A 21,956-nucleotide genomic window follows, 5' to 3' on the forward strand; every position below is an offset into this window, starting at 1 on the left:
TCCTTCCCGGCGCCCCCGCGTTCATCGCAACCGTCCGATTCCTGCACGCGGCACGCACAGCCCTCGACCGATGAGGACAGAATACCCGGCACGCAGGCCTTTGCCGGCCGTCCGAATTGAACTTTCCCCGGCACTGAAGCCACTCACGTCATCATGGACGCACCAAGCAATCCCGGACTCTTCCCAGCCCCGGCCTCCGACGCATGACGCGCGCGGCACCGATCCGCGCACTCGTCGTGGGCGCCGGGGTAACGTCATGCCTGCTCCACCTGCCCAGGCTCGCGCAGTTGCGCGACGCCGGGCGGCTCGCCCTTGTCGAGATCTGCGACGTGATGGAAGAGCGCGCCGTCGCGGCGCGGCAGAAATTCGGCTTTTCCCGATGCAGCGGCGATGCCCTGTCCGGCTTTGAACGCGCGGATATCGATGCCGTCTACCTTTTCGGTGACGCGCGGATGCACTACACGCTGGGCATGGCGGCGCTGGAACGGGGCAAACACCTCTTCGCCGAGAAGCCGATCGCCCCGAACTACGCCGCGGCCTGCCGGTTGGCCGAAATGGCGCAAGCGCGGGGGCTGGTCGCCTGTGGCGGACACAACCGCCGCTTCTACCGCTCCATGGGCGAAGTGCGGCGCCTGGGCGGCAAGGCAGGCTGGCACTCCCTCGAAGCCGTATTCCACAAACCATCTCACGGCGTTGCCCCACCCTTCGGCGCAAGCAGCTGGCTGACCGCCAATGGCATTCATGCCCTCGACGCCCTGCTGTTCATAAACGGCAGCCTCCCCGATCATATCGCCACCAGCGTCAGGCCCAACGCCTACGCCGCGCTCCTGCAATGGCCCGACGGCGCGCGGGGCAGCTTCCTCTGCGACAACAACGCAGGCGAGCGGCGGGAGGCATATGCCTTCCATGCGGCCGGCCTGACCTGCCGCATCGACGAGGAGGCGTTGCACGTCGCCAGGGCGGGCCAGACGCACACCACGTCCATGCCGGGCCTCGATGACGGGTTCGCGGCCGAGCATGCCGCGTTTCTGGACGCAATCGCGCAGCGCACGGAGCCGCCGCACGGCATCGCGGCGCTCGCCCCGTCGCTCAGGCTCGCCGAACTGATCGAGGCCGGTTTCAGCGGTAAGGTGGACTGGCCGGAGACATCCCCGGCCCGGCCAGTTGCCGTCCCCCGATGGTTCGACGAAGGCCCGTCCGATGACGGGTCTCCCGAAGACGGACCTGTCGGCGACGGGCTTTCCGGCACCGGGTCCATGCTGGTCGTCAATGCGCGCGGTCTCTCGCTGGGCCGCGTCACGACATCCATCGACCGGCCGATCGTGGCGATCGAGGACGTGCTGCGGTCGGCCCGGCCGCGTCCGGATATCGTGGCGGCGCTCATCGGAACCGGACCGCGGGTGATGACGGACGCGCTCCTCGATCTGATGCCCAACCTGCGGGTTGCCGGCCTCGTCGGGCTCTCCTTCGCGCGGCACAACCCCGAAGCGCTTCTCGCGCGGGAGGTGGCGCTCGTGAACGCCAGCCGCGCCTATGCCGAGAATGTCGCCGAATTCGTCCTGGGCCTCGCGATCCTCGGTCGCCGTCGCGGCTTCGCCTCGCATCAACTCATGCGCAACGGAGGCTGGGGAAGCGCGGTACAGCCAGATGGCTGGCGGGGACGCGCCCTGAAGGCGGCACGGGCGGTCCGCCCCGTCGCGGCCCGCATGGGGCTGGAGCCGCTGCTGCGCAGGGGCTGGCGGCAGGCCCGGCCACTCCACGGCATCGCGCCGGCCGCCTCCACGCCCACGCGGGCGCTGCATGGTGCGACCACGGGACTGATCGGCTGGGGCGAGAACGCACGAGCACTTGCCGTGCGCCTCGTCGCTGCGGGCGCGAAGGTCCTCGTATTTTCCGAACACGCTCCGGTCGGGGATATCCGGGCGGTGGGTGCCACCCCCGTCGCCCTGGGCGAGGCCCTGGCGGCGGACATCGTCTCCCTGCATCGCGGCCTCACGCCCGCGACCCGGCATTTCCTCGGCAGCGCGGAACTGGCGCGGCTCAGGCCCGGTGCGGTCCTGATCAACGTGGCCCGCGCGGAGCTGATCGAGCCCGGCGCGCTGCTCGCCCGCCTGAAAGCCGGTGACATCTTTGCATGTATCGACGTGTTCGATCGCGAGCCTCTGGCCGCGCGCGATCCGCTCCGGCGCCTGCCGAACGTGTTCCTCACCTCGCACATAGCGGGGAGCGCGGAGGAACTGCGAGCCGGGGCGCTTGCCGAGGTGCTGAACAAGATGGAGCGGCATCTGAGCGGGGCGCCCGTCAGACTGGTCACTCCGACCCGCCTGCGGACGATGACATGAGGCCCTCCATCCCGGCCGCGCTGCGGCCTCTCGCCGCCGCCATGCGCCGCCGCCTGCGCAAGCCGGTCGCCGGGCGCTTCCAGCCCTATTCCTTCACGCTTCCAGACCGCTATCCCTGGCTGTTCGACTTCGCGGCGGAAGCCCTCGCGGGCAAGCCGGCCCCGCGCCTGCTGTCTTTCGGATGCTCGCGCGGCGATGAGGTGTTCAGCCTCCGCCAGCGCTTTCCGGACGCGCCGATCAGAGGAATCGACATCAACCCGGCGAATATCGACACCTGCATCGCCCGATCGCGGAGCCTGAACGACGATCGGCTGAGTTTTCAGGCCGCGCCGGACACCGGCGCCGAGCCTTCCGGCCATTACGACGCGATTTTCTGCCTCGCCGTCCTGTGCCATGGCGACCTGACCGTAAGGCGCGCCCGCCGGAGCGGAAGGCTCATGCGTTTCGCCGATTTCGAGCGCACCGTGGACGGCTTCTCGCGCTGCCTCGCGCCCGGCGGCCTGCTTTTCCTCCACACCACGAATTTCCGCTTTTCCGACACGGCGGCCGCCACGGCGTTCGACGCCGTGCTCGAAGCTCGGCCGGATCAGATGGCGACAGACCTGCTCTACGACCGGAACGGTCTGCTCGTTCCGAACGGGCGCTATTATCCTGTCGGGTTCCGGAAACGGGGCACCGGCGCGTGACACGTCAGATGAATGCCGTCCAGCAAAGCCATCGCCGCCTCGTCGGGGAGATCGAGGCGCGTTTCGACGTGGCCCGGTGGCGGGGCGGAGACGTCGATCTCTGGCCGCTTGCCGCGACGGACCTGTTCCTCGACATGTTCGGTGCCGCGGGCGGCAACACCGCGCCGCCGCCCCGGCCTTTCCTCCACCGCGCCGCCGCGAGCCTCGCCATCCCGCTCACCAATGTCTGGAAGAGCCGGAAGGACCTGCGCCACTGGCAGCCGCGACCGGTGCCGGCCGATGCGATCCTGCTCGGCGACGGTGTTTCGCTGGACAGGATCGCGGGCTCCTGGCGCGACCGCTACGGCGAACCGGTGATGGCAACCCTCGATGAGCAGGGGCTTGGAACCTTCCTCATGCAGCCGGGCGGGCTGAACCGCCTGCCCTGGCTGCGCCCGACCTATGCCGCCAATACGGTGGCGGTCCGCGCCGCCCTCACGGCGGCTCTCACGGGCGCTCTCCGGCCGGCACGATCTCTCGATCTGCCGGATCATGCCCCGGTTCTCGAATTCCTGCACCAGGAAGGCGTGCGTGCGCCTTCGCTCCATGCCGAGCGGCTGAACAGGCGATTTCGCACCGTCTTTGCCGCAGCCACGCTCTTTCAGCGCATTCTTCGCAGGGTCAGGCCCCGGATCGCCTTCGTGGTCACGTATTATGCGGGCCTCGGCCACGCTTTCGCCCTCGCCTGCCGGCGAGAGGGCATCCTGTGCGTCGATCTCCAGCACTGCCCGCAGGAAGGGCACCGCGCCTATAGCTGGCACGGCCTTCCGGCATCGGGCTATTCCACGCTCCCCGCGATGTTCTGGTGCTGGAGTGCCGAGGATGTGGCGCGGATCGCGGATTGGGCGCGGGCCCCGTGGCACGGGGCGATCCATGGCGGCCACACGCAGCACGCCGCCCATGCGGAGGTGCCGGCTCCGGGTCCGCATCTGGCCTTCGATCGGGAAATCCTGGTGGCATTGCAGCCGATCGGCGGATATCGCGCGGTGTGGCAGAAGCTGGCGCGCCATATCGAGGCGTCGCCCGCAGGCTGGCGCTGGTGGATACGCCGCCATCCGTCCGCCTCCGCGTCGCAGGATGCCGAATACAGCGATCTCCTGGCTCTCCGCAGACCCAATGTCGTCGTCGAGGAAGCCTGCCTTCTGCCCCTCACCGCGCTGCTCGGACGCGTGAACGTACTGGTCTCGCTCGCCTCCGGCGCCGCCGTGGAGGCGGCGGCCTTCGGCATTCCCGCCCTGTTTCTCGACCCGGCGGCAGCCGGCGCCTTCCCTGGCCTGATCGAACGGCGGCAGGCGGTGCTGGCGGATGTGGACGGGTTGCTGCCGCAGATCGCGGCTTTATCCGGCCGGAGAGAACGGGCGCTTTTGGACACGATGCCGCCCATCGCCGAGACCCTGCAGCAATTGCACGGCATGGCCGCGGACTATGCCCGCCGGCGCATGACGTGACCAGTCTATTGCATCGCATCCTGCGCCAGCCGCCCGATCAGCGCGTCCATCGCCGCATCCGGGTCCCGGGCTAGCGTCAATCGCCATGCGCCCCTGGCCACGATTGCGCCTGCCGCGCTCGCGGACGCATGGGCCAGCAGATCGAAACCCGGTTCCAGCCGCGACAGCGCGGCCGCCGCGATCGCGGGTTCGATAGGGTCCATCCGGATAGTCTGGCCCCGTTCCAGCACCACGACAACCGGGTGGTCCGCTACGGGTGGCTCGGCCGGAAACGGCGCGGGGATCGCCGCCTTCAATTTCCCTCCCCTCAACCGGGTTGCCGCGATGAACCCTGGCGCATCGTCGGGGAACACATGAACCGGGCGCGGAAAGCCCCAAATCCGCAAGCGAGGCTGCAATTGGATGTACACGGTGTCGTCGGAAAGAATGCGAAGATCCCGCCTCATTGCAGCGAGGGTGAGCGTGCTCTTCCCACTCCCGCTCGCGCCCGTCAGTAGAATCGCCCTGTTTCCCAGGACGATTCCGGCCGCATGGAGCGGTGTCCGTCCCGAGCGGGTCAGCAGGAATAGCAGCAATGTGTCGGTCAGTTCCTCCGCAAGCTGCCCGGGCCGCCCGATCAGATATTTCGGAACCTTGCAGGTCGCGAAAAGAATTCCGGCATCGGCCCATCCGTCGATCCCATCTCCGCTCATGCTCAGAAAGGGCCCGTCGACATCGATGCGATGGGAAAGGCCGGCGTCCGTATCCATGATGTGCAGGTCGATCGTGATGGGCGCCCCGTCCGTGCGGGTTGCCGGACGCCAGGCTGCATATGCCTCTTCCATCGTCGCCAGAAGATCCGGGTCCGATGTCAATATCCTCACTGGCCGTTCCATGATCGACAGATGCAGGATAAAAATTTCGTTTGGCATGCGACAATTTTATACTGAATCGCACCCGATGAACAATATGCGGCATCGTGGGAGTCTCGGACATTGATCCTGCTCGCCCATTCGTATTTTTTGCAGCACGACCCAAAACAATTTTCAAGGATGAAGCCCTATTCCCCGTTGTCCACCCTGATACTCGCCGCGCTGCTGCGCGAAGGCGGGCATGACGTGGCACTGTTTGACGCCACGTTCGCCCACGGGATTGAGGATTTCGAGAAGGCACTGGATGATTACGAACCGCGCATTGTCGTTCTCATGGAAGACAATTTCAATTTCCTGACCAAGATGTGCACCACCAATCGCCGCGAGAGCGCGCTGGCGATCATCGGAGCGGCGCGTGCGCGCGGCTGCCGGGTGGCCGTGAATGGGCCCGATGCCGCCGACATGCCCGCCGCCTATCTGGCCGCCGGCGCGTCGGCCGTGGCACTCGGCGAGGGAGAGATGGCGCTGGCCGAACTCGTCGGCCGCTGGAACGGGGGAGATAACAACGCGTCTTCCGTCGCCGGGTTGCTCCTGCCAGGGGCCGGCAAGCCGGTTTCCACACCAGCTCGCCCTCCCCTGCGTGACATCGACCGCCTGCCGTGCCCGGCGTGGGACCTGCTCGACATCGATGCCTACCGCCGCGCCTGGACGGGCGCGCATGGCGTATTTTCATGGAATATGGCGACTTCGCGCGGCTGTCCCTATACGTGCAACTGGTGCGCGAAACCGACATTCGGCCGGCGCTATGAAGTTCGGTCGCCAACCCACGTCGCGAACGAAATGCTTCGCCTGAAGGCGGAAGTGGCGCCCGACCAGGTCTGGTTTGCCGACGACATCTTCGGCCTCGACACAGACTGGACGACCGGCTTCGCGCGTGAGGTCACGAACGGCGATTGCCGGATTCCGTTCACCATGCAGTCGCGCGTCAACCTCATGACCGAAAGCATGGTCGACGCGCTGGCACGGGCGGGTGCGAGAGAAGTCTGGCTTGGTGTCGAGAGCGGCTCACAAAGGGTCGTCGACGCCATGGACAAGGGCGCGAGCGTGGCGGCCGCGCGAACGGCGACGCGCGTGCTCAAGGCACATGGCGTGCGCGCCTGCTGGTTCATCCAGCTCGGCTATCCGCCCGAAAGCTGGCCGGACATCCTTGCCACCCGCGACCTGATCCGGGAGGAAAACCCGGACGAAATCGGCGTGTCGGTCGCTTATCCGCTGCCGGGCACGGCCTTTCATGCGCGCGTGCAGGCCCAGCTCGGGCGGCAGCGCAACTGGACGACCACGGGCGAACTGGCGATGCTGTTTCAGGGGACCTATTCCACCGAATTCTACCGCAAGGTGCGCGACCTGCTGCATGCGGAAAACGAGACCGGTATCTGGAACGACGAGGCGTGGAACGGGCTGGAGGCCGAAGCCTTCCACCATCGGTCGCCTCACCCGTTCCAGCATCCGCTCGAGGCCTGACGTTGAGCGGGATGCAAGGCCTGCCGCCGGCCGCAGCGGCTTTCGACGCGATCGCGGAAGGTTTCGACGCGCGCTTCACGCCATGGCTCAGCGTGGCCGCACAACGGCGCGCGGTCCGGATGGCCCTGGCGCGCGCTTTTCCACCGGGCGCCAGGGTGATCGAGATCGGCGGCGGCACCGGCGAAGACGCATTGTGGCTTCTCGAGCGCGGGCGAGAGGTGCTTCTGACCGATGCCTCTCCCGCGATGGTGCGCCTGTCCGGCAGGAAATTCGCGGGCCGCGCCGGTGCGCGAACGGCGCTTTGCGCCGCCGAGGACCTTGCCGGACTGGCCACCCGGATCAGCCTCCCGCTGGACGGTGCTTTCTCAAATTTCGCCGCCTTGAACTGCGTCGGCGATCTCCGTCCCTTTGCGGCCGGGCTGGCGACGCTCCTGCGCGAGGGGGCGCCGGCGATATTGGTGATGTTCGGCCGTTCCTGCCCCGGCGAATGGGTAACCGAGATGGCGCGCGGCCGCCCCGCCGAAGCCTTCCGGCGACTTGGTACGGGCAACCGGCCCGCGCGGCTGGGCGGGCGCACGTTCAACGTCCGCTATCACGGGCGGCGCGACATCGAAGGCGCCATGGCGCCGTGGTTTCGCCCTGATGGCCGGTTGGGCGTGGGCGTCTTCGTGCCGCCCAGCGCGGCCGAGCCTTGGATATCGGGCCATCCGAGACTCCTGGATGCGTTCGAGAGGCTCGACCGCGTGTTCGCCGGGCCGCTCGCGCGATTGGGGGACCATATTCTCTACCGTTTCGTGCGCAACGGGGCCGAAGCCCGATGAGCCGCGACGCGCTGCGGGATTTCGCCCGGGATTACGCGGCCCACCGCGCGGCGGAAGGCCGCCTCTATGCCGAGGACGCGCTGCTCGGCCTGCCCTATCTGCGCCATGGCCCCCTCGCGCGCCAATGGGGTGTGCGGGCACGCAGCTTCGAGGCGCTGCTTGGTCGGATCATCCGGCCCCTCGCCGCATCGCTCGGCCGCGGGTTGCAGTTGCTTGACCTGGGGGCGGGCAATGGCTGGCTGAGCTACCGCGTTGCGCTGGAAGGGCATGACACGACGGCACTCGACATCCGCAGCGACAAGGTCGACGGACTAGGCGCCGCAGCCCCTTTTCTGGAGCGGAGCGGCGGCAGGATGCAGACCCTGGATGCTTCTTTCGACGCCATCCCCATGCCGGATGCCAGCTTCGATATCGCGGTCTTCAATGCCTCGCTGCATTACGCGACGAATCTCGGCGCCGTCCTGGCAGAGGCAGCCCGCGCCGTGCGGCCCGGCGGCCGGCTCGTGATCCTGGATTCGCCCTTCTACCGCCACGAGGCCGACGGGCTTGCCATGGTGGCGGAGAAACTGGCCGACGCGCCATGCCGCTTCGGCGCGCATGCCGAAACGCTGATGTCCCTCCCCTTCATCGAATTCCTGACACGCGAACGCCTGTCGGCGGCATCGGCGCCGATCGGCTGCGCGTGGCGCCGGTCGCGCGTGCGCTATCCGCTCTGGTATGAAATCCGCCCCGTCGTCGCCAGACTGCGGCGCGCGCGCGCGCCCTCCCGTTTCGATCTCTGGAGTGCCACGCGCCCGTGATTATCCTCGTGAACCCGCGCGCCACGCGCCCGGAAAACCGCCGCTTCCCGCTCTCGATCATGGCCATCGGCGCGGCACTTCCCTCCGACGTCAACTGGAAGATCGTCGACGGGAACCTGCCCGGCATCGACGCGTTCTCCGTCATAGCCGGGCATATCGAACAGGCAGCGGCGGAAGGCGACCCGGTGCGCAGCGTCGCCATGACCGTCATGCCAGGCCCGCAACTCGTAAGCGCCGTGCCCCTCGCCAAGGCGATAAAGCAGCGCTATCCGGACATTCCGATCATCTGGGGCGGCAATTTCGGCAGCCTGTATCCGCAGCCGGTGCTGAATGCGCCTTATGTCGACTGGGTCGTGCAGGGACAGGGCGAGGAGACGTTCCTGGAGCTGCTCGAAGCCATCGCTGGCCGGCGCGATCCGAAAACCGTCGCCGGCATCGCCTTCCGGCAGAAGGACGGATCGCACTGGATCGGGCCGGAGCGCATCTGGAAGGGACCGGGCGAGCTGCCCGCGCCGCCATATCACAGGATCGATGTCGGCCAGTATCTTCGGCCAACCATACTCGGCCATCGGTCCGGCGTCTATCAGGCCTCGATCGGATGCCCATATGGCTGTAATTTCTGCGGCGTGATCAGCGTCTTCGGCCGTCGCGAGAAAGTACAGCAGCCCGAACGCACTGCCGAGCACCTCCGCTATCTCGTGCAGCATCACGGCATGGATTCGGTGCATTTCTACGACAATAATTTCTTCCTCAACGAAGCGCACGCCCGGGAGGTCGCTCGTACGATGAAGCCGCTGGGCCTGCGGTGGTGGTGTGAAGCGAGGGTCGACGCGCTCTGCCGCTTTTCCGATGCGACCTGGCGGGCCCTGCGGGAGGCCGGCCTTTTCATGGTGTTCTGCGGAGCCGAATCCGGTTCGGACGAAGTGCTGGAGCGGATGAACAAGGGCATCACGACCGAGCAGATACTCATGACGGCGGCGAAGACGCGGGAACACGGCATCATCCCCGAATTTTCCTTCATCTTCGGCGATCCGGAAAAGCCGGAGCAGGAAATGGAGAACACGTTCTCCTTCATTCGCAGGCTGAAGGCGATCAATCCGGATATGGAGCTGATCAGCTATTTCTTCACGCCTACGCCCCAGCGCCGCCGGACCTATGGCGGCGTAGATGCCCATGCGGGCACCCCCGACACGCTTGAGGAATGGATCGAGCCGGAATGGGTGGCGTGGATGACGCACGAAGACCCGCGCCTGCCCTGGTTCGCACAGAAACTGCGTACGCGCGCACAGGACTTTGATCTGGTGCTGAAAAGCCGTTTCCCCTCGGTTCATGACCGAAAGACGCGGGAATGGGGAAAGCTGCTCGGCAAGGCTGCCGCGTGGTGGCGCTGGAGGCAGGAGATCTACGACGATCCGCGGCTCCTGCGGCAGATCCGCAGGTTCGCCCGCATTACACCGGACGATTCCCAGGCCTATGGCCATTTGCGCCCCGCAAGCGCGCCGAAGCCGCGGAGATCGCCCAGGATCGTCCTTACCGGCTGATCGTGCCACGGATGAGGCGCCAAGCGCGGGCTTCGTAGATTCGGCGGCGATCCGACCAATGGCGGTCGTCGGGAAGCAGGTCCGCTGCGAGCATCCGCAACCGTCCGCGCCATCCCTGGGCCCACATGAAATGCTCGGCGAGCGAGTTGCGCCCGATACGCTGGGCCGATGCCGGGTTCAAGCGCGCGAGCCTGCGCCGCACGGTGCGCGGAACCCATCCGGCACACTCTTCGAGAACGTTCGCCGGCACCGTGCCCGGCAGAAGCCGCTCGGCCAACCGGAGGGCTGGATAGGCATAGCCGAGCGCCGTCGTGAGCCGACCCGTCGCGAGGAATTCATCCCAGCACAGGCGGCGCGAGGCGACCTCCCGCCGTACGACCAGAACCAGTTCGACCTGACGCAACAAGGTCAGGTTCTGCCAGCCGACTCCCGCATGGGCCGCCAGATGCAGCAGCAACGGCGCTGGCTCCAGTACGCGGGCCCGCGCATCGACAGCCCAACGCTCCCTGCCCGCGAACGGAGCCGCCAGGTCGAAACAGCCCAGCGGCGTGCCGCGCCCCGCCGATATATTGAGCGAAATATGCAGGTCGATCGACCAGGGATCGTCGGCATGGACATAAGTAAGCGTTCGCGGCTCACCGCTCGCCGCCGGCAGGAACCAGCTACTCTCCCATCGGCTACGCTTCTGTAGCGAAAACCCAAGATGCGCCAGCACAGCCTCGGCGCGGTGCCCATCCCCATGCGCCACCAACAGGTCGATATCCGATGCCGGCCGCACGCCAGGCTCGGGAAAATAGACCGTGCTCGTGTGCGCGCCCTTGAGTATCAGAACCTCGATTCCAAGTTCGACCAGCCTGCCGACAAGCGCGGCGGCTACCGCCTCCATCCGCTTCGCCCGCCGCCTATTATGCCTCAGTTGGCGCTCAAGCTCCACGACGACGGACGAACCAGCCCGCAGCCGCCCCTGTTCGATCCAGAAGCCGAGAAGCGGCCCCATGCCGGACGTGTAGCCGGCCAGACCCAGAGATTCGGCGCCACCGTCAAGATCCGTGGCCGCCTCTCCGCCAAGACACGCAACAGCCGCCTCCTGAATGGTTCCGAGTGCGGCACCCCATGATTCGACCGACACGTCAGGCCACAGCCAGGCCGGTCGTCCCTGCCTGCGGGCCCAGGCGAAACGCCGACGTACCTCCTCGGCGGAGAGTCCGGCCTCGACATCCCATTCGCAGTCCATTCACGATACCTTGTCGTTGCACACATCATTGTGTGCTTTCCCCACAGCTTAGTTCCATCCGGCCGCTGAAACGTTCGATCGCGGAGAGAGGTCGTTATTAGTGGTGGTGCCCATGAAAATTTTCGCGAATAGATTGAATCTTGAACCTAGGGCGCGTTCCAGGGCACCAAAAGGGATAAGCATGGGGGATCAGGATTTGGGCGACCGCAGCCTGGAAGCTGCGCGGCGCCAGCCAGTTGCCCGAAACGACAACGATGCGCTGTTGGTGGAGCGCATCCGGGCGCGAGACATGGTTGCCTTTGAAGAACTCTATCGCGGCTATTATGATCGTCTCGCACGCTTTGTGCTTAAACGCGTTCATCGTCCCCATCTTGTTGAAGAGGTTGTAAATGACACGCTGATGGTGGTTTGGGACCACACGGATTCGTTCAAGGGCGACAGCAGGCTATCGACCTGGATATTCGGCATCGCCTATCGCAAGTCCATGAAGGCGCTCCGAAATCACCAGGACCCGATGGAAGACGAGAACGCGGAGTCGCATGTAAGCCCCGAACTCAGCCCGGAAGACAATCTCGGCCGCCGGCGCAACCGGGAGCTTCTCCTGGAAGCGATGGAAGGACTCTCTGTCGAGCACCGCGAGGTTCTCGAACTCACTTATTTTCAGGAATTTGGCTATCAGGAGATCGCTGACATCATGTCATGCCCAGTCGGTACCGTGAAGACCCGCATGTTCCATGCGCGGCGTCAGCTGCGTCGCCTGTTGGACGGCACTCTGCCGGATTGGATCTAGGAGTCCATTATGGTGGACATTATCGAGTCCATTAAGATGGGCATCAGCCGTTTCGACGACTCTCCGCACAGCCAAACCAAATTATTGTTGCCTTGGTTTGTGACCGGCACGCTCGGCGATACCGACAGGGCGCTCGTTCAGCGGCATCTCGCTGAATGTGCGGAATGCCGTGAGGATTTGCGGATGGAGCAGGCCCAGGCGCGGAAGATCAGGGCGCTTCCGGGCGATGTCGATCAGGGGTGGGCCGCGATGAAGGCGCGTATCGAAGCCGGTCAGGCAGATATGAAGCGGCCGCAGCCGAGACAGCATGCTCGCAGTAGCCGAAGATTGGTCTTCGGAGCGGTGGCTTTTGCAGCGGCGGCTTCGGTCGCGATTTTCTTGCTGGTGAAACCGCCGCCACTCTACCGAACCCTTGGTGCGTCACCTCACCCCGGCATCGGCAATGTCATTGTGAAATTCAAGCCAGACACGTCCGAAGCCATCCTGCGCACGGTGCTGACGCAGAACCATGCCAGGATTGTGGATGGCCCCACCACGTCTGACGCCTATGTGCTACACGTGGCCGATGACCAGCGTGCAGCGGCCCTGTACCGGCTCCGAAGCAACAGCAGCGTCACCGTCGCGGAACCGATCGACGGTGATATGCGATGAGTGACGCGTAAAGTGGCTGCCTTGGCCTGGCGCCGCGGTTCAGACCTTTTTGTTCTGCTTCTGGGTTTAGAGTCTGTCAGATCTTGATCCAATCTGCGGCGGCTGCGAGGTGAAGGATAGCGAGGAACGAGGTGGCGGTCTTTTCGTATCGGGTTGCGACGGTGCGCCATTCCTTCAGACGGGCCCAGAGGTTTTCCACCAGATGCCGGTTTCGATAAACCCATTGTGGACAGGCAACGGCAGCGTCCCGGCGCTTGGGCGGGATCGCTGGTCGCGCGCCCATGGCCCAGACATGGTCCCGGAAGGCATTGGAAGCATATCCCTTGTCACCGACGACCCATAATGGCGCGCGTGGCAGGCGGTCGAGCATGGCGGGTGCCAGCGGCAGTTCGTGCGCCTGACCGGGCGCCAGGGTGAAGGTGACGGCACGGCCACGTCCGTCAGCGACTACGCAGACCTTGGTTCCATAGCCACCACGAGAACGGCCAAGCGCTTCACGATGGTCTCGCTGTCGGCTGTCGTCTCCTTTTTTTGGGCTCCCGCCGCCTTGTGATGGGCACGAATGTTGGTGCCATCGAGAAAGGCCATGCCCAGAGTATCCGTTGTGGTCAAGCGGCTTTTGGCGTCCAGAGACGGTTGTCCCGCAACAGCGCGTTGGCGAGCACGATGAATTTTCGCATGACGGCGGTAATGGCAACTTTGGCGTGTTTTCCCATGGTGGTCAGTCGGTCATAGACACGCTTGAGATCGGGGTTGAAACGCATGGCGACGATGGCTGGCATGTAGAGTGCCTGCCGGAGGGCAGCCCTGCCGCCCTGGATGGAACGTCTTCCCCGCCATGTTCCGGACTGGCGGGTGATCGGGGCGAGGCCGGCAAGAGCGGCAGCCTGGCCTTCCTCCATTGTGCCGAGTTCCGGCATGCCGGCCAGCAGGGCGTGGGCCGTGATCAGGCCAAGACCTGGGATGCTGGCCAGCACGTCCCGCCGGCGAGCCAGGTGTGGGTCTTCTGCCACCAACGCTGCGATGGCGGCATCGAGAGAAGCGATCTGCACTTCAATCTGCCGCAAACGATGCCGGCCATGGCGTTTCAGCAAATCGATCGTCAGGGTTTTGAGGCGATTGATCGTTGCAGTCCGGTCTCGCATCAGGCTGCGGCGGGCTGCGACCAGTTCGGCCAGGCGGTTCTGCAGGTCTGAACGGACCGGGGGCTCCAGCAGCGCGCCATAGCGCGCCAGCATCAATGCATCGATACGATCGGTCTTGGCGAGCCTGCCGGTGGCTTCGGCGAAGCGGCGCGCCTGACGACGCGTGGCACGGTGCGCGGGGGCGCCTGACGGTCGCATCGTTGCGAACAGCCATAGCGGACATCGCCAGGTGCCATGTACGCATCTGCGGCCCCGTCGCGATGGCGGCCGCGACGCAGGCATTGCTCGGCGAGCTCGAAATCCCGCCGTCGCGGATCGCCTGTGAAGCGTTCGGCGGAACGTCGCCGACCACGGACGAGCCGCTGGATACGAACGACTATCCGCTTCGCTTTCTGCCCTCCGGCACGACCTGTGTCGCACGCGGAACGCAGACTGTACTCGACGCCGCACTCCGATCGGGTGTCACGTTCGATCAGGGCTGTCTGGCGGGCGTGTGCGGCCGCTGCAGGATCAGGCTTGTAGAAGGTGAGGTCGCGACCGGCTGTGAGGCTGGACTGTCTGCGGCCGACAAGAAAGCTGGCTACGTGCTCGCCTGCCAGACGAAGCCTCGCGGGACGGTGGTATTGGCGGATGAATGAAATGCACACAGTAAAACACGGCACGCGCTTGCCGCTCATCGGCACGTATGATCCGCACCTGGATTTCCTCACGGCTTCCGTTATCGCCAGGCGTGTCAGGTCGGGAGAACTGTGTCCGGTTGCGTATCTCGAGCATCTGTTCAGCCGGATCGAGACCGTCGATCCGCAGATCGGGGCTTTTCTCGTCGTCGGCATGAAGCCGGCCTTCGGTACCCTGCCGACCGACGGCGTATTCCCCCTTGCGCCGTCGCTGGACCATGTCGGTGTCATCACGCGTACGGTGACGGATAATGCCTTCGTAGTGATAGATGGCCACGAACGCGTGTATCTGGACTGGTTCCTGCGACGCAAGACCGCCAATCCCTGGAGCTTCAGCGACGAGGACCTCGATGAATATATCCGCATCTTCAGTCAGCCCGGCGCGCTGCGAGCGGGCCTCGCCTTCTACCGTTCGGTTAACCTGTCAGCCGAACAGAATCGTGTGCTGGTCCGTGATGCCAAGCTCGCCATGCCAGTACTGGCGGTCAGCGCGGACCATGGCTCGATCCCTGACATGGCGGGTCCGCTGCGGCCTTTTGCTGCTGACCTTCGTGGCGAAACGATCACTCGGCGCGGCCACTTCATTCCTGAAGAGCAGCCAGAAGCTCTTGCCAGGCTATTCAGCGATTTTTTCATGTAAAACTGACGTGGCGCCACGGCTCCCTCTATTGGCCCCACTCCACTATGCTGAAAACAATGCGTCCCTTTCGGCGCGCTTTCTCCCGCCTATCCAGAGAAAATCCTTGTCGACAAGGCGGGCCGCTGCCGAGCGTCATCGGGCTTGTCGAATCGCGCTATGGATCCGCTTGTTCCGCAGGCTGCATTGTCCGAATGAAATCGACGAACACGCGCAGCGGCGGGGGCAACTGGCGGCGGCCGGAATAATAGAGCATCGGCCCGGTGAAGGGTGTCGCCCAGTCTTCGAGCACAGTTTCCAGCGCACCTCTGCGGATGTGCGGGGCCAGCCAGTCCTCGAACAGGCAGACGATACCAAGACCAGCCAGCGCGGCATCGATCAGAAGATCGCTGGCCGATCCGGGCTGGATCAACAGCGGGCCTTGCGGATCGAGACGCACCGTCTCGCCGGCCTTCTCGAACTCCCAGGTGGCGAGCGCGCCGCTGGAGAAGCGCAGGCGCAGGCAAGAATGTTCCAGCAGGTCGCGCGGATGCGCGGGTCGGCCCCGCGCGGCGAGATAGGATGGCGCGGCAGCGGCCAGGATGCGCTGTGCGCGCGGCCCGATCGGCACCGCGATCATGTCCTGCTCCAGCCGTTCCTCGTAGCGGATACCGGCATCGGCACCGGACGCGAGGATATCGACGAAGCTGTCCTCCACCGTCACCTCCACACGGATCAGCGGACAGGCGCGCAGGAACCGGGGCAGGATAGCGGGCAGCACGGTCCGGGCGACATTGGCCGGCACGTTCAGCCGCAAGGTGCCCGCCGGTTCATCGGTTCGCGCATGAACGGCATCGAGGGCTGCGCCAATTTCGGCCAGGGCGGGCGAAAGCCGCTCGAACAGTTGGGCACCCGCTTCGGTAGGCGAGACGCTGCGCGTACTGCGATGGAGCAGCCGCGCGCCCAGCCGTGTCTCCAGCCGCCGCACGGCTGCGCTGAGTCCTGACGCCGAAAGGCCCGAAACGCGTGCCGCCTCGCGAAAGCCGCCCGTCCGCGCGACGGTGACGAAGGCTGAGAGGTCATCGAGTTCCTGCGGCATGGTGCGGTTTTCCGTACGACCTGTTCCAAATCAAACAGCTTATCGATCATTCCCGCGGCGTCCATGTTCGACGCACATTCTTTGCAGGAGAAACCGATGATCGACCTTGCCAGCGCAGGCACCTTCCAACTCGGCGACACTCGACGTCTCAAGGCGTCTGATATCATTGGGCGCAGTGCATACATGTACTACTCGGCCCCAAGATTTGCTGCGAATAGTCATTTAACCGATTGCAACGCAATTCCGCTCACGGCGGATGGGATGATTTGCGATGTGGAATATTATCGATTTGCATTTATATCAATTTTTGACAAAATATTTTCGAATTTATGCATGTCAGATTTTATGTTCCGGAATATTTTTTGAAGTAATTGCGTGTTTTCATGAAGAAGACGCAAGGTTGTTTGCTCCCCTTTGGGCGTAAGGGCGACAAGAACCTGCCGTCGATCCTGCGGATCTTCGGCGACTTCTACGTAAGCTTGAGCCAAAAGAGCCTCGACCAGACCAGAAACGGTGGCGCGACTGACCTTGAGCGCCTGGACGATCACGCGATGCGGGATTGGGCCATCCGCAGCCCATAGAATGACAAGGACTTGCCATCGCCCCGGCGTCAGTTCGTCCTTTTCCAGCCATCGCGTAAAGACGTTATCCAACCCCTGCACGACGGAACGGAGAGCGAACATAAGCTCGATCGCCGACATGGCATCGGCGTTGAGGACCGTCGCCATTTTATGGCGGATTTCAGCCGACGCTACGTCTCTATCGCCAGGTGCCCGCATTTTGTCCCTTGACTCTGTTAGGTGCCTTACAAATAGTCCGTAGGCTATGTAGACCTAACGGGTAATCCGCCGATGGAAAAGCGTCTTGATATCTGTCGACCGACCAAGGGGATAAATGCCTTTCCTGGCGAGCATGGATCATGAGTGAGACGACCAATGTCGACAAGGGGACCTGGCGCCCCGCAGCCAATCCGTGGCTGATCGCGGTAACCGTCACATTGGCTGCGTTCATGGAGATTCTGGATGGCACCATCATCAATGTGGCACTCCCGCACATCTCCGGCGCGCTGGGCAGTTCCTACGACGACGCAACCTGGGCTCTTACCTCCTATCTGGTCGCGAACGGCATTGTGCTGACGATTTCGGCGTGGTTCGGCAAGCTTTTCGGCCGCAAACGATATTTCATGATTTGTATCATCATGTTCACAGTCTGCTCCTTCCTGTGTGGCCTGTCGACTTCCCTGCCGATGCTGATCGTCTTCCGCCTGATGCAGGGTTTCTTCGGCGGCGGGCTACAGCCAAACCAGCAATCCATCATTCTCGACACCTTTCCGCCGGACAAGCGCGGTGCCGCCTTCGGGTTGACCGCGATCGCGACGATCATCGGCCCGATCATGGGGCCGTTGCTCGGCGGCTATCTCGTCGATAATTTCTCGTGGCGCTGGATTTTCTACGTCAACGTACCCTTCGGCATCCTGGCCACGATCGGTGTCGCACTGCTCGTGGAAGACCCGCCATGGGAGCGGCCGGCGCGCCAGCCCGTCGATATCATCGGGATCGCCCTGATCTCGCTGGGTCTCGGCGGACTGGAGATCATGTGCGATCGCGGCGAGGATGACGACTGGTTCGCCTCGCCCTTCGTCACCACAATGGCCGTCTGCGGGGTTGCCGGGACGATCGGGGCCGTTCTCTGGCTCCGAAAGGCTCGGCATCCCCTGGTCAATCTCGACATCTTCAAGGATCGGGCACGCAACTATGTCGGCTCACTGTCCATCTCCCTGGCCACGGCGACCATCATACAGACGCAGCAAAGGCAACAAGCCGCTCTCGTGGACAGAATGTCGCCCTTCAGGCCGGAATATCAGCACTATCTGGCCACAGCGAAACAGGCCGCGCTCGATGTCGGCATGCCATCCGCGCTAGCAACTCGATATGCGCTCTACCGGTTTTATCGGACATTCACGACCCAGGTCTCGATTCTCGCCTATAACGAGGTCTTCATGCTGATCGGGCTTCTGGCCTTTTGCATCGTTCCACTCTGCTTCCTCCTGTCGCCAGATCGAAACCGTCCGGACAGTCGCCCTTCGGCCACTCACTGACGACCGATACAGACGGTACCGCGGTGAACGAACTGCTCAATGGTCCTCCCTCGCGATCACACAGAAAATCACCGCGCAAAAAGCGGCATCCACATTTCACCAACATCCGGCCGGTCGGCACCTGATGCAGATAGAATTCGAACGATCGCATATATAACTATAAAATTCCAAAATATCGTCCGCTACACCTCGGGCACCTTGAAAAAATATGAGTCGCACGCCATTATTGTTAGGCGCCTTACAAGTTTGGTGCGCCTGTAGGAGAACGAGCATGACACGTTCCATTCCAGCGAAGATCACGTCCATCGCGGAATTTCCGATGCACACCATGCCGGAAAATCTGGTTGTCCGCGCCGACGGATCCATATTGGTCGTCGCATCGCCCCAGAGGGAAGTGTGGTACGTACCCGTCCCGACTGGTGATCTGCCAGTCAAACCCATCCTGCTCCATACCTTCGCCGAGAAGCAGCTGGCCCAAAGCTTCGTCGAGGCGGCGCCCGACATCTTCTACGTCTTCACCTACGGCGACGCCGTCCTGCATCGCTTTGACCTGCGCGGCTGGACACCGGGCGAGCCGGTGAGCCCGACGAAGGTTCTCCAGTTCGAGCCCCCCGCCGGTCCGAACGGCTCCTGTCTGCTGGCCCCAGGGGTGATGCTTGTCGCCGACTGCGTCGAAGGCCTGATCTGGCGCATTGATCTGACGGATGGCGGCGCCGGTGCCACGGCCCGGGTGTGGCTGAAGCATGACACGATGAGCGCGGGCGGCGGGCATCCCCCGGTGAAATTCTCGGACACCCAGCAGGTTCCGTTTCCTGGCATCAATGGTCTGCGCTACGGGCCGAAGACCCGGCACGTGTATTACACGACATCGTCGCTGAGCCTCTTCATGCGCGTAGCCGTCGATCAACAGACGCTTGAGCCTGCTGGAGAACCCGAGCATCTGGCGGATATCGAAAATGTCGATGATCTATGCCTTGATGAAAATCTGGGCGTCGCCTACATTACCCGGCATCCGGACCACATGATCGCCCGCGCGTCGCTTGAACCCGGTTCCTCGGGCCCGATATCGGCAGCCGGCGACCCGTTTACCGATGCGTTGATCGGCCCGACAAGCATCGACTGGGGCCATGGACCCAACGATTACGGGCGTGTCGCGTACGTTCCGACCGACGGTGGTGTAATCAAACTCCCGCCGGACAAGCGTCTCCGCCCCGCCAGACTGATACGTATTGAATTCGATATAGATGCCGACACATCACACTGACGGTCGATCAGATCATGCGGACGCATGTGAACACGAACCCGAAGCAGGAACAGCCACGATGACCAAATCGGAACAGGGCCTGGGTGGGCGGCTACCGCTCCCCGAGACGGCGACCCTGAACAGCGCGCAACGCGCGCTTTACGACTCCTTGCAGAAAAGTTGGGTGGTATTCGCCGATAAGATAGGGGTCAAGGCGACGACCGAAGACGGCCGCCTGATCGGCCCGTTCAATTTCTTCCTTCTGCACCCCGAGGTGACAAAGACGCTATGGGATTTCCAGAGCACCGAAGAGAGCAACACGACACTTCCAAAGCGCGTCCGTGAAGTGGTGATTATTACAGTGGGCGCGGTCTGGGGAGCCGACTACGAGCTATATGCCCGTGGCCATGTGGCGCGCGAGGCGGGCCTGTCCCAGGAAGCGCTTGCCACCATTGCAGCGGGTGGCATTCCCGAAGATCTGAGCGACGACGAAAAGATCGCCGCGCGTCTCGCGCGCAACCTCCTGACCGGACACCGCGTCGAGGACAAACTGTATCACGAGGCCGAACAGGCTTTCGGCAGGACAGGACTGTTCGATATCGTCGCCGTGATGGGTGTGTACCAGACGGTATGCGCGGGACTTGCATTATTCGAGGTCCCCGCGCCTAGCACTGCCGCGGCAGATTAGGAGACTTGTGCGCAGGTGATGGACGGCGCAGCTGATTGATGATTCTCTTGAGCTCGGTCCAGGCGTTGGAGATGGTGATGTCGCACCGGTCGATTGGTCAGGACTATCTTGAATTCTCCCGCATGGATCGTGGGCCGTCATCGCTGGACCAAATCGCGGCCTTGCTCGACTGGTAGCCCATATGCTCAATCAAGGACCGGAAAGCGATGCCGCGCTCCCGAAAATCCGCGATAATATCGAGATGATACGGCGGGGAGTGCCCCAGACGGTCGAGTTTCCAGACCACCAGCGTATCCCCTCCTTGAAGCCGGGTGCGGTTCCCGTTATTTAACTCCAACCGGGACGGACGGGACCAGTCGTCGCGTGACCCGTTAGCGTATATCCGTGCCCATTCTATGTGATGCCCCCATGTTGTCGCGAAGGACGCCATGCTCGTTGCTGTCGATGTCGATGTCGATGTCGACGACGGTCGCCAAGATCTTGTGCGACTTGCGCGGCCAGTCTTCATCGTCGAGTTCGACGTTGTCGATCTTGGTGCGGCCGATGATCTCTTCCTGACGCGGCGGCGGAACCTTTGCCCAAGCATCGAAATCGTGAAGATACCTCTGAACGACGACATAACTGCCGCCGACGCACCAACAAATGTGCAAAGCGCAGGCATTTATCTCGAATTGGAAGCGCGCGTCGCGGCTACCTGGCGATCGGCGTAACCCGTGTGATCGTAATCTCGGAAGCGCCGCCTGCCCATCAAGTCAACGCAAGCCGGGTTCGAATGTCGTTCAACAGCCATGCACCTGCCCGACCGAGCGGCCGCTGGCGCATATGTGCGGCGTATATCGTCAGCGGTCCATAGGCTTGTGCTGGATCATCCTGAATCGCGAGGCGAACGAGTCGTCCTCCGGCCAGCAACGGCGCTGCAAGGTCCTCCGGCAAGCGGCACCATCCGAGGCCCGCCAGTAGAAAATCGAGCCTGCGCCCGAGTTCGACAAATCGCCACACTTTCGTTCCCATAACACCATAGCTCGGGCCGTCCGGCGCAGACGGGTCGGACAAGACGAGCTGGACATGCGATTCCAGGTCTGCCGTTGTCGCAGCTCGATCAAGCAGCGCCAGTGCATGATCGGGAGCGACGACCGGGATCAGGTCAACACCAAGCAAAGGGTGGGCAGAGACATCTTCGGGCGGAGCCGGAAGCAGGAGGCAGAGAGCCAGCGCGGCCTCACCGCGGCGTAGCCGCCGTTCGGCGCCACCTAGCCCCTCGGTCGAAAAGCTCACCGGAAGATGGGGAAAGGCCGCACGCAATGCGCGCAAGCTGTCGATGAAGGCGGCCGTCGGCACCAGGGGATCGATGGCGACCGCCAACTCGGGTTCGATCCCTTCACGGATGCCGGCAGCCAACGCCTGGAAGCGGGCGGCGCCTGAAAGGACGACCTTCGCCTGATCGACCAGCGCGCGGCCGACATCGGTCAGGAGCGGACGATGGGGGGTCCGGTCGAACAAGGTCACGCCCTGCACGTCTTCGAGCGTCGCAACCGCCTGGCTGATGGCCGATTGAGCGCGACCGAGCTTACGGCCGGCGGCCGAGAAACTGCCCGTTTCGGCGATCGTCACCAGCACGCGAAGCTGGTCCAGCGTCAAATTGCCAATCATCCATCACCCCAGCCGA

At 63.8% G+C, this 21,956-nt stretch carries 22 protein-coding genes and 2 pseudogenes; 15 read left to right on the forward strand and 9 right to left on the reverse strand.

The genetic code is table 11. The features are described 5' to 3' along the window. Positions 1–203 precede the first annotated feature (203 nt). From HLH36_RS12655 to HLH36_RS12665, 3 genes are read left to right on the forward strand one after another with little or no spacing between them, the layout of a single operon-like run. Positions 204–2,342, forward strand: coding sequence for an NAD(P)-dependent oxidoreductase (locus HLH36_RS12655; RefSeq protein WP_182986714.1), 2,139 nt, complete (start codon positions 204–206; stop codon positions 2,340–2,342). Then, on the forward strand, positions 2,339–3,028 hold the full coding sequence (locus HLH36_RS12660) for a class I SAM-dependent methyltransferase (RefSeq protein WP_182986715.1): 690 nt from the start codon (positions 2,339–2,341) through the stop codon (positions 3,026–3,028). The genes HLH36_RS12655 and HLH36_RS12660 overlap by 4 nt, the downstream gene beginning before the upstream one ends. Further along, positions 3,025–4,515: a hypothetical protein gene (locus tag HLH36_RS12665; protein ID WP_182986716.1), complete on the forward strand. Its 1,491-nt coding sequence runs from the start codon at positions 3,025–3,027 to the stop codon at positions 4,513–4,515. The genes HLH36_RS12660 and HLH36_RS12665 overlap by 4 nt, the downstream gene beginning before the upstream one ends. 5 nt (positions 4,516–4,520) lie before the next feature. Here the strand turns inward: HLH36_RS12665 and HLH36_RS12670 are convergent, their stop codons facing one another. Beyond that, positions 4,521–5,378: a phosphoenolpyruvate carboxykinase (ATP) gene (locus HLH36_RS12670; protein ID WP_182986717.1), complete on the reverse strand. Its 858-nt coding sequence runs from the start codon at positions 5,376–5,378 to the stop codon at positions 4,521–4,523. Positions 5,379–5,546: 168 nt separating this feature from the next. On the opposite strand from HLH36_RS12670, the gene HLH36_RS12675 reads away from it, so the two are divergent. From HLH36_RS12675 to HLH36_RS12690, 4 genes are read left to right on the forward strand one after another with little or no spacing between them, the layout of a single operon-like run. Continuing rightward, a complete protein-coding gene (locus HLH36_RS12675; protein WP_182986718.1) occupies positions 5,547–6,887 on the forward strand; it encodes a B12-binding domain-containing radical SAM protein in 1,341 nt (446 codons plus the stop codon). Positions 6,888–6,889: 2 nt separating this feature from the next. Further along, positions 6,890–7,708 (forward strand): class I SAM-dependent methyltransferase, encoded by an 819-nt coding sequence (locus HLH36_RS12680; protein WP_182986719.1) that lies wholly within the window; start codon positions 6,890–6,892, stop codon positions 7,706–7,708. Further along, positions 7,705–8,508 carry a class I SAM-dependent methyltransferase gene (locus HLH36_RS12685; protein WP_182986720.1) on the forward strand — a complete coding sequence of 268 codons (804 nt, stop codon included), beginning with the start codon at positions 7,705–7,707 and terminating at the stop codon, positions 8,506–8,508. Before HLH36_RS12680 ends, HLH36_RS12685 begins: the two co-directional genes overlap by 4 nt. Beyond that, positions 8,505–10,049: a B12-binding domain-containing radical SAM protein gene (locus tag HLH36_RS12690; protein ID WP_182986721.1), complete on the forward strand. Its 1,545-nt coding sequence runs from the start codon at positions 8,505–8,507 to the stop codon at positions 10,047–10,049. Before HLH36_RS12685 ends, HLH36_RS12690 begins: the two co-directional genes overlap by 4 nt. Here the strand turns inward: HLH36_RS12690 and HLH36_RS12695 are convergent. Further along, on the reverse strand, positions 10,039–11,283 hold the full coding sequence (locus tag HLH36_RS12695; RefSeq protein ID WP_182986722.1) for a nucleotidyltransferase family protein: 1,245 nt from the start codon (positions 11,281–11,283) through the stop codon (positions 10,039–10,041). The genes HLH36_RS12690 and HLH36_RS12695 overlap by 11 nt on opposite strands. 181 nt (positions 11,284–11,464) lie before the next feature. On the opposite strand from HLH36_RS12695, the gene HLH36_RS12700 reads away from it, so the two are divergent. Both HLH36_RS12700 and HLH36_RS12705 read left to right on the forward strand, forming a co-directional pair. Continuing rightward, positions 11,465–12,073: an RNA polymerase sigma factor gene (locus HLH36_RS12700; RefSeq protein WP_182986723.1), complete on the forward strand. Its 609-nt coding sequence runs from the start codon at positions 11,465–11,467 to the stop codon at positions 12,071–12,073. A 9-nt stretch (positions 12,074–12,082) separates the two neighbouring features. After that, complete coding sequence (locus tag HLH36_RS12705; RefSeq protein ID WP_182986724.1) at positions 12,083–12,724, forward strand: anti-sigma factor family protein; 642 nt, start codon at positions 12,083–12,085, stop codon at positions 12,722–12,724. A 76-nt stretch (positions 12,725–12,800) separates the two neighbouring features. On the opposite strand, the pseudogene HLH36_RS12710 reads toward HLH36_RS12705, so the two are convergent. Beyond that, positions 12,801–13,318 (reverse strand): annotated as a pseudogene (locus HLH36_RS12710) (IS5 family transposase); the annotation flags it as partial. Between the two features lie 14 nt (positions 13,319–13,332). Next, positions 13,333–14,079, reverse strand: a complete 747-nt coding sequence (locus tag HLH36_RS12715) for an IS110 family RNA-guided transposase (RefSeq protein WP_408871891.1) — start codon at positions 14,077–14,079, stop codon at positions 13,333–13,335. On the opposite strand from HLH36_RS12715, the gene HLH36_RS12720 reads away from it, so the two are divergent. Beyond that, positions 13,965–14,507, forward strand: a complete 543-nt coding sequence (locus tag HLH36_RS12720) for a flavin reductase family protein (protein WP_408871888.1) — start codon at positions 13,965–13,967, stop codon at positions 14,505–14,507. The genes HLH36_RS12715 and HLH36_RS12720 overlap by 115 nt on opposite strands. Continuing rightward, complete coding sequence (locus tag HLH36_RS12725; protein WP_182986726.1) at positions 14,500–15,186, forward strand: amidase family protein; 687 nt, start codon at positions 14,500–14,502, stop codon at positions 15,184–15,186. The genes HLH36_RS12720 and HLH36_RS12725 overlap by 8 nt, the downstream gene beginning before the upstream one ends. Before the next feature lie 154 nt (positions 15,187–15,340). On the opposite strand, the gene HLH36_RS12730 is transcribed toward HLH36_RS12725, so the two are convergent. Next, complete coding sequence (locus HLH36_RS12730; RefSeq protein WP_182986727.1) at positions 15,341–16,261, reverse strand: LysR substrate-binding domain-containing protein; 921 nt, start codon at positions 16,259–16,261, stop codon at positions 15,341–15,343. A 281-nt stretch (positions 16,262–16,542) separates the two neighbouring features. Next, entirely contained in the window at positions 16,543–16,989 is a 447-nt protein-coding gene (locus HLH36_RS12735) for a MarR family winged helix-turn-helix transcriptional regulator (protein ID WP_182986728.1), read from the reverse strand. A gap of 191 nt (positions 16,990–17,180) precedes the next feature. On the opposite strand from HLH36_RS12735, the gene HLH36_RS12740 reads away from it, so the two are divergent. From HLH36_RS12740 to HLH36_RS19830, 4 genes are all read left to right on the forward strand, one after another. Continuing rightward, entirely contained in the window at positions 17,181–18,359 is a 1,179-nt protein-coding gene (locus HLH36_RS12740; RefSeq protein ID WP_182986729.1) for a DHA2 family efflux MFS transporter permease subunit, read from the forward strand. Positions 18,360–18,630: 271 nt separating this feature from the next. Continuing rightward, positions 18,631–19,623 (forward strand): hypothetical protein, encoded by a 993-nt coding sequence (locus HLH36_RS12745; RefSeq protein WP_182986730.1) that lies wholly within the window; start codon positions 18,631–18,633, stop codon positions 19,621–19,623. A 58-nt stretch (positions 19,624–19,681) separates the two neighbouring features. Continuing rightward, the gene (locus tag HLH36_RS12750) at positions 19,682–20,290 is read left to right on the forward strand and encodes a carboxymuconolactone decarboxylase family protein (RefSeq protein ID WP_182986731.1); all 609 of its coding nucleotides are present in this window, start codon (positions 19,682–19,684) and stop codon (positions 20,288–20,290) included. Between the two features lie 38 nt (positions 20,291–20,328). Further along, on the forward strand, positions 20,329–20,466 hold the full coding sequence (locus HLH36_RS19830; protein ID WP_246376806.1) for a hypothetical protein: 138 nt from the start codon (positions 20,329–20,331) through the stop codon (positions 20,464–20,466). Between the two features lie 17 nt (positions 20,467–20,483). Here HLH36_RS19830 and HLH36_RS19835 read toward each other — a convergent pair. The 3 genes and pseudogenes from HLH36_RS19835 to HLH36_RS12765 all read right to left on the reverse strand — a co-directional run. Then, positions 20,484–20,720 (reverse strand): annotated as a pseudogene (locus HLH36_RS19835) (recombinase family protein); the annotation flags it as partial. Next, positions 20,662–20,940, reverse strand: coding sequence for a Dyp-type peroxidase (locus HLH36_RS12760; protein WP_220792826.1), 279 nt, complete (start codon positions 20,938–20,940; stop codon positions 20,662–20,664). The gene HLH36_RS12760 and the pseudogene HLH36_RS19835, both read right to left, overlap by 59 nt. A gap of 97 nt (positions 20,941–21,037) precedes the next feature. Further along, positions 21,038–21,928, reverse strand: a complete 891-nt coding sequence (locus tag HLH36_RS12765; protein ID WP_246376780.1) for a LysR family transcriptional regulator — start codon at positions 21,926–21,928, stop codon at positions 21,038–21,040. Positions 21,929–21,956 lie beyond the last annotated feature (28 nt).

Source organism: Gluconacetobacter aggeris, assembly GCF_014174395.1.
Taxonomy (GTDB): Bacteria; Pseudomonadota; Alphaproteobacteria; order Acetobacterales; family Acetobacteraceae; genus Gluconacetobacter; species Gluconacetobacter aggeris.

Bases quoted from the DNA above. Each gene is read 5' to 3' on its own strand.
- HLH36_RS12655 (WP_182986714.1), top strand. From the start codon at position 204: ATGACGCGCGCGGCACCGATCCGCGCACTCGTCGTGGGCGCCGGGGTA.
- HLH36_RS12660 (WP_182986715.1), top strand. From the start codon at position 2,339: ATGAGGCCCTCCATCCCGGCCGCGCTGCGGCCTCTCGCCGCCGCCATG.
- HLH36_RS12675 (WP_182986718.1), top strand. From the start codon at position 5,547: ATGAAGCCCTATTCCCCGTTGTCCACCCTGATACTCGCCGCGCTGCTG.
- HLH36_RS12685 (WP_182986720.1), top strand. From the start codon at position 7,705: ATGAGCCGCGACGCGCTGCGGGATTTCGCCCGGGATTACGCGGCCCAC.
- HLH36_RS12695 (WP_182986722.1), bottom strand. From the start codon at position 11,283: ATGGACTGCGAATGGGATGTCGAGGCCGGACTCTCCGCCGAGGAGGTA.
- HLH36_RS12700 (WP_182986723.1), top strand. From the start codon at position 11,465: ATGGGGGATCAGGATTTGGGCGACCGCAGCCTGGAAGCTGCGCGGCGC.
- HLH36_RS12705 (WP_182986724.1), top strand. From the start codon at position 12,083: ATGGTGGACATTATCGAGTCCATTAAGATGGGCATCAGCCGTTTCGAC.
- HLH36_RS12720 (WP_408871888.1), top strand. From the start codon at position 13,965: ATGCATCGATACGATCGGTCTTGGCGAGCCTGCCGGTGGCTTCGGCGA.
- HLH36_RS12725 (WP_182986726.1), top strand. From the start codon at position 14,500: ATGAATGAAATGCACACAGTAAAACACGGCACGCGCTTGCCGCTCATC.
- HLH36_RS12730 (WP_182986727.1), bottom strand. From the start codon at position 16,261: ATGCCGCAGGAACTCGATGACCTCTCAGCCTTCGTCACCGTCGCGCGG.
- HLH36_RS12735 (WP_182986728.1), bottom strand. From the start codon at position 16,989: ATGGCGACGGTCCTCAACGCCGATGCCATGTCGGCGATCGAGCTTATG.
- HLH36_RS12740 (WP_182986729.1), top strand. From the start codon at position 17,181: ATGAGTGAGACGACCAATGTCGACAAGGGGACCTGGCGCCCCGCAGCC.
- HLH36_RS12745 (WP_182986730.1), top strand. From the start codon at position 18,631: ATGACACGTTCCATTCCAGCGAAGATCACGTCCATCGCGGAATTTCCG.
- HLH36_RS12750 (WP_182986731.1), top strand. From the start codon at position 19,682: ATGACCAAATCGGAACAGGGCCTGGGTGGGCGGCTACCGCTCCCCGAG.
- HLH36_RS19830 (WP_246376806.1), top strand. From the start codon at position 20,329: ATGATTCTCTTGAGCTCGGTCCAGGCGTTGGAGATGGTGATGTCGCAC.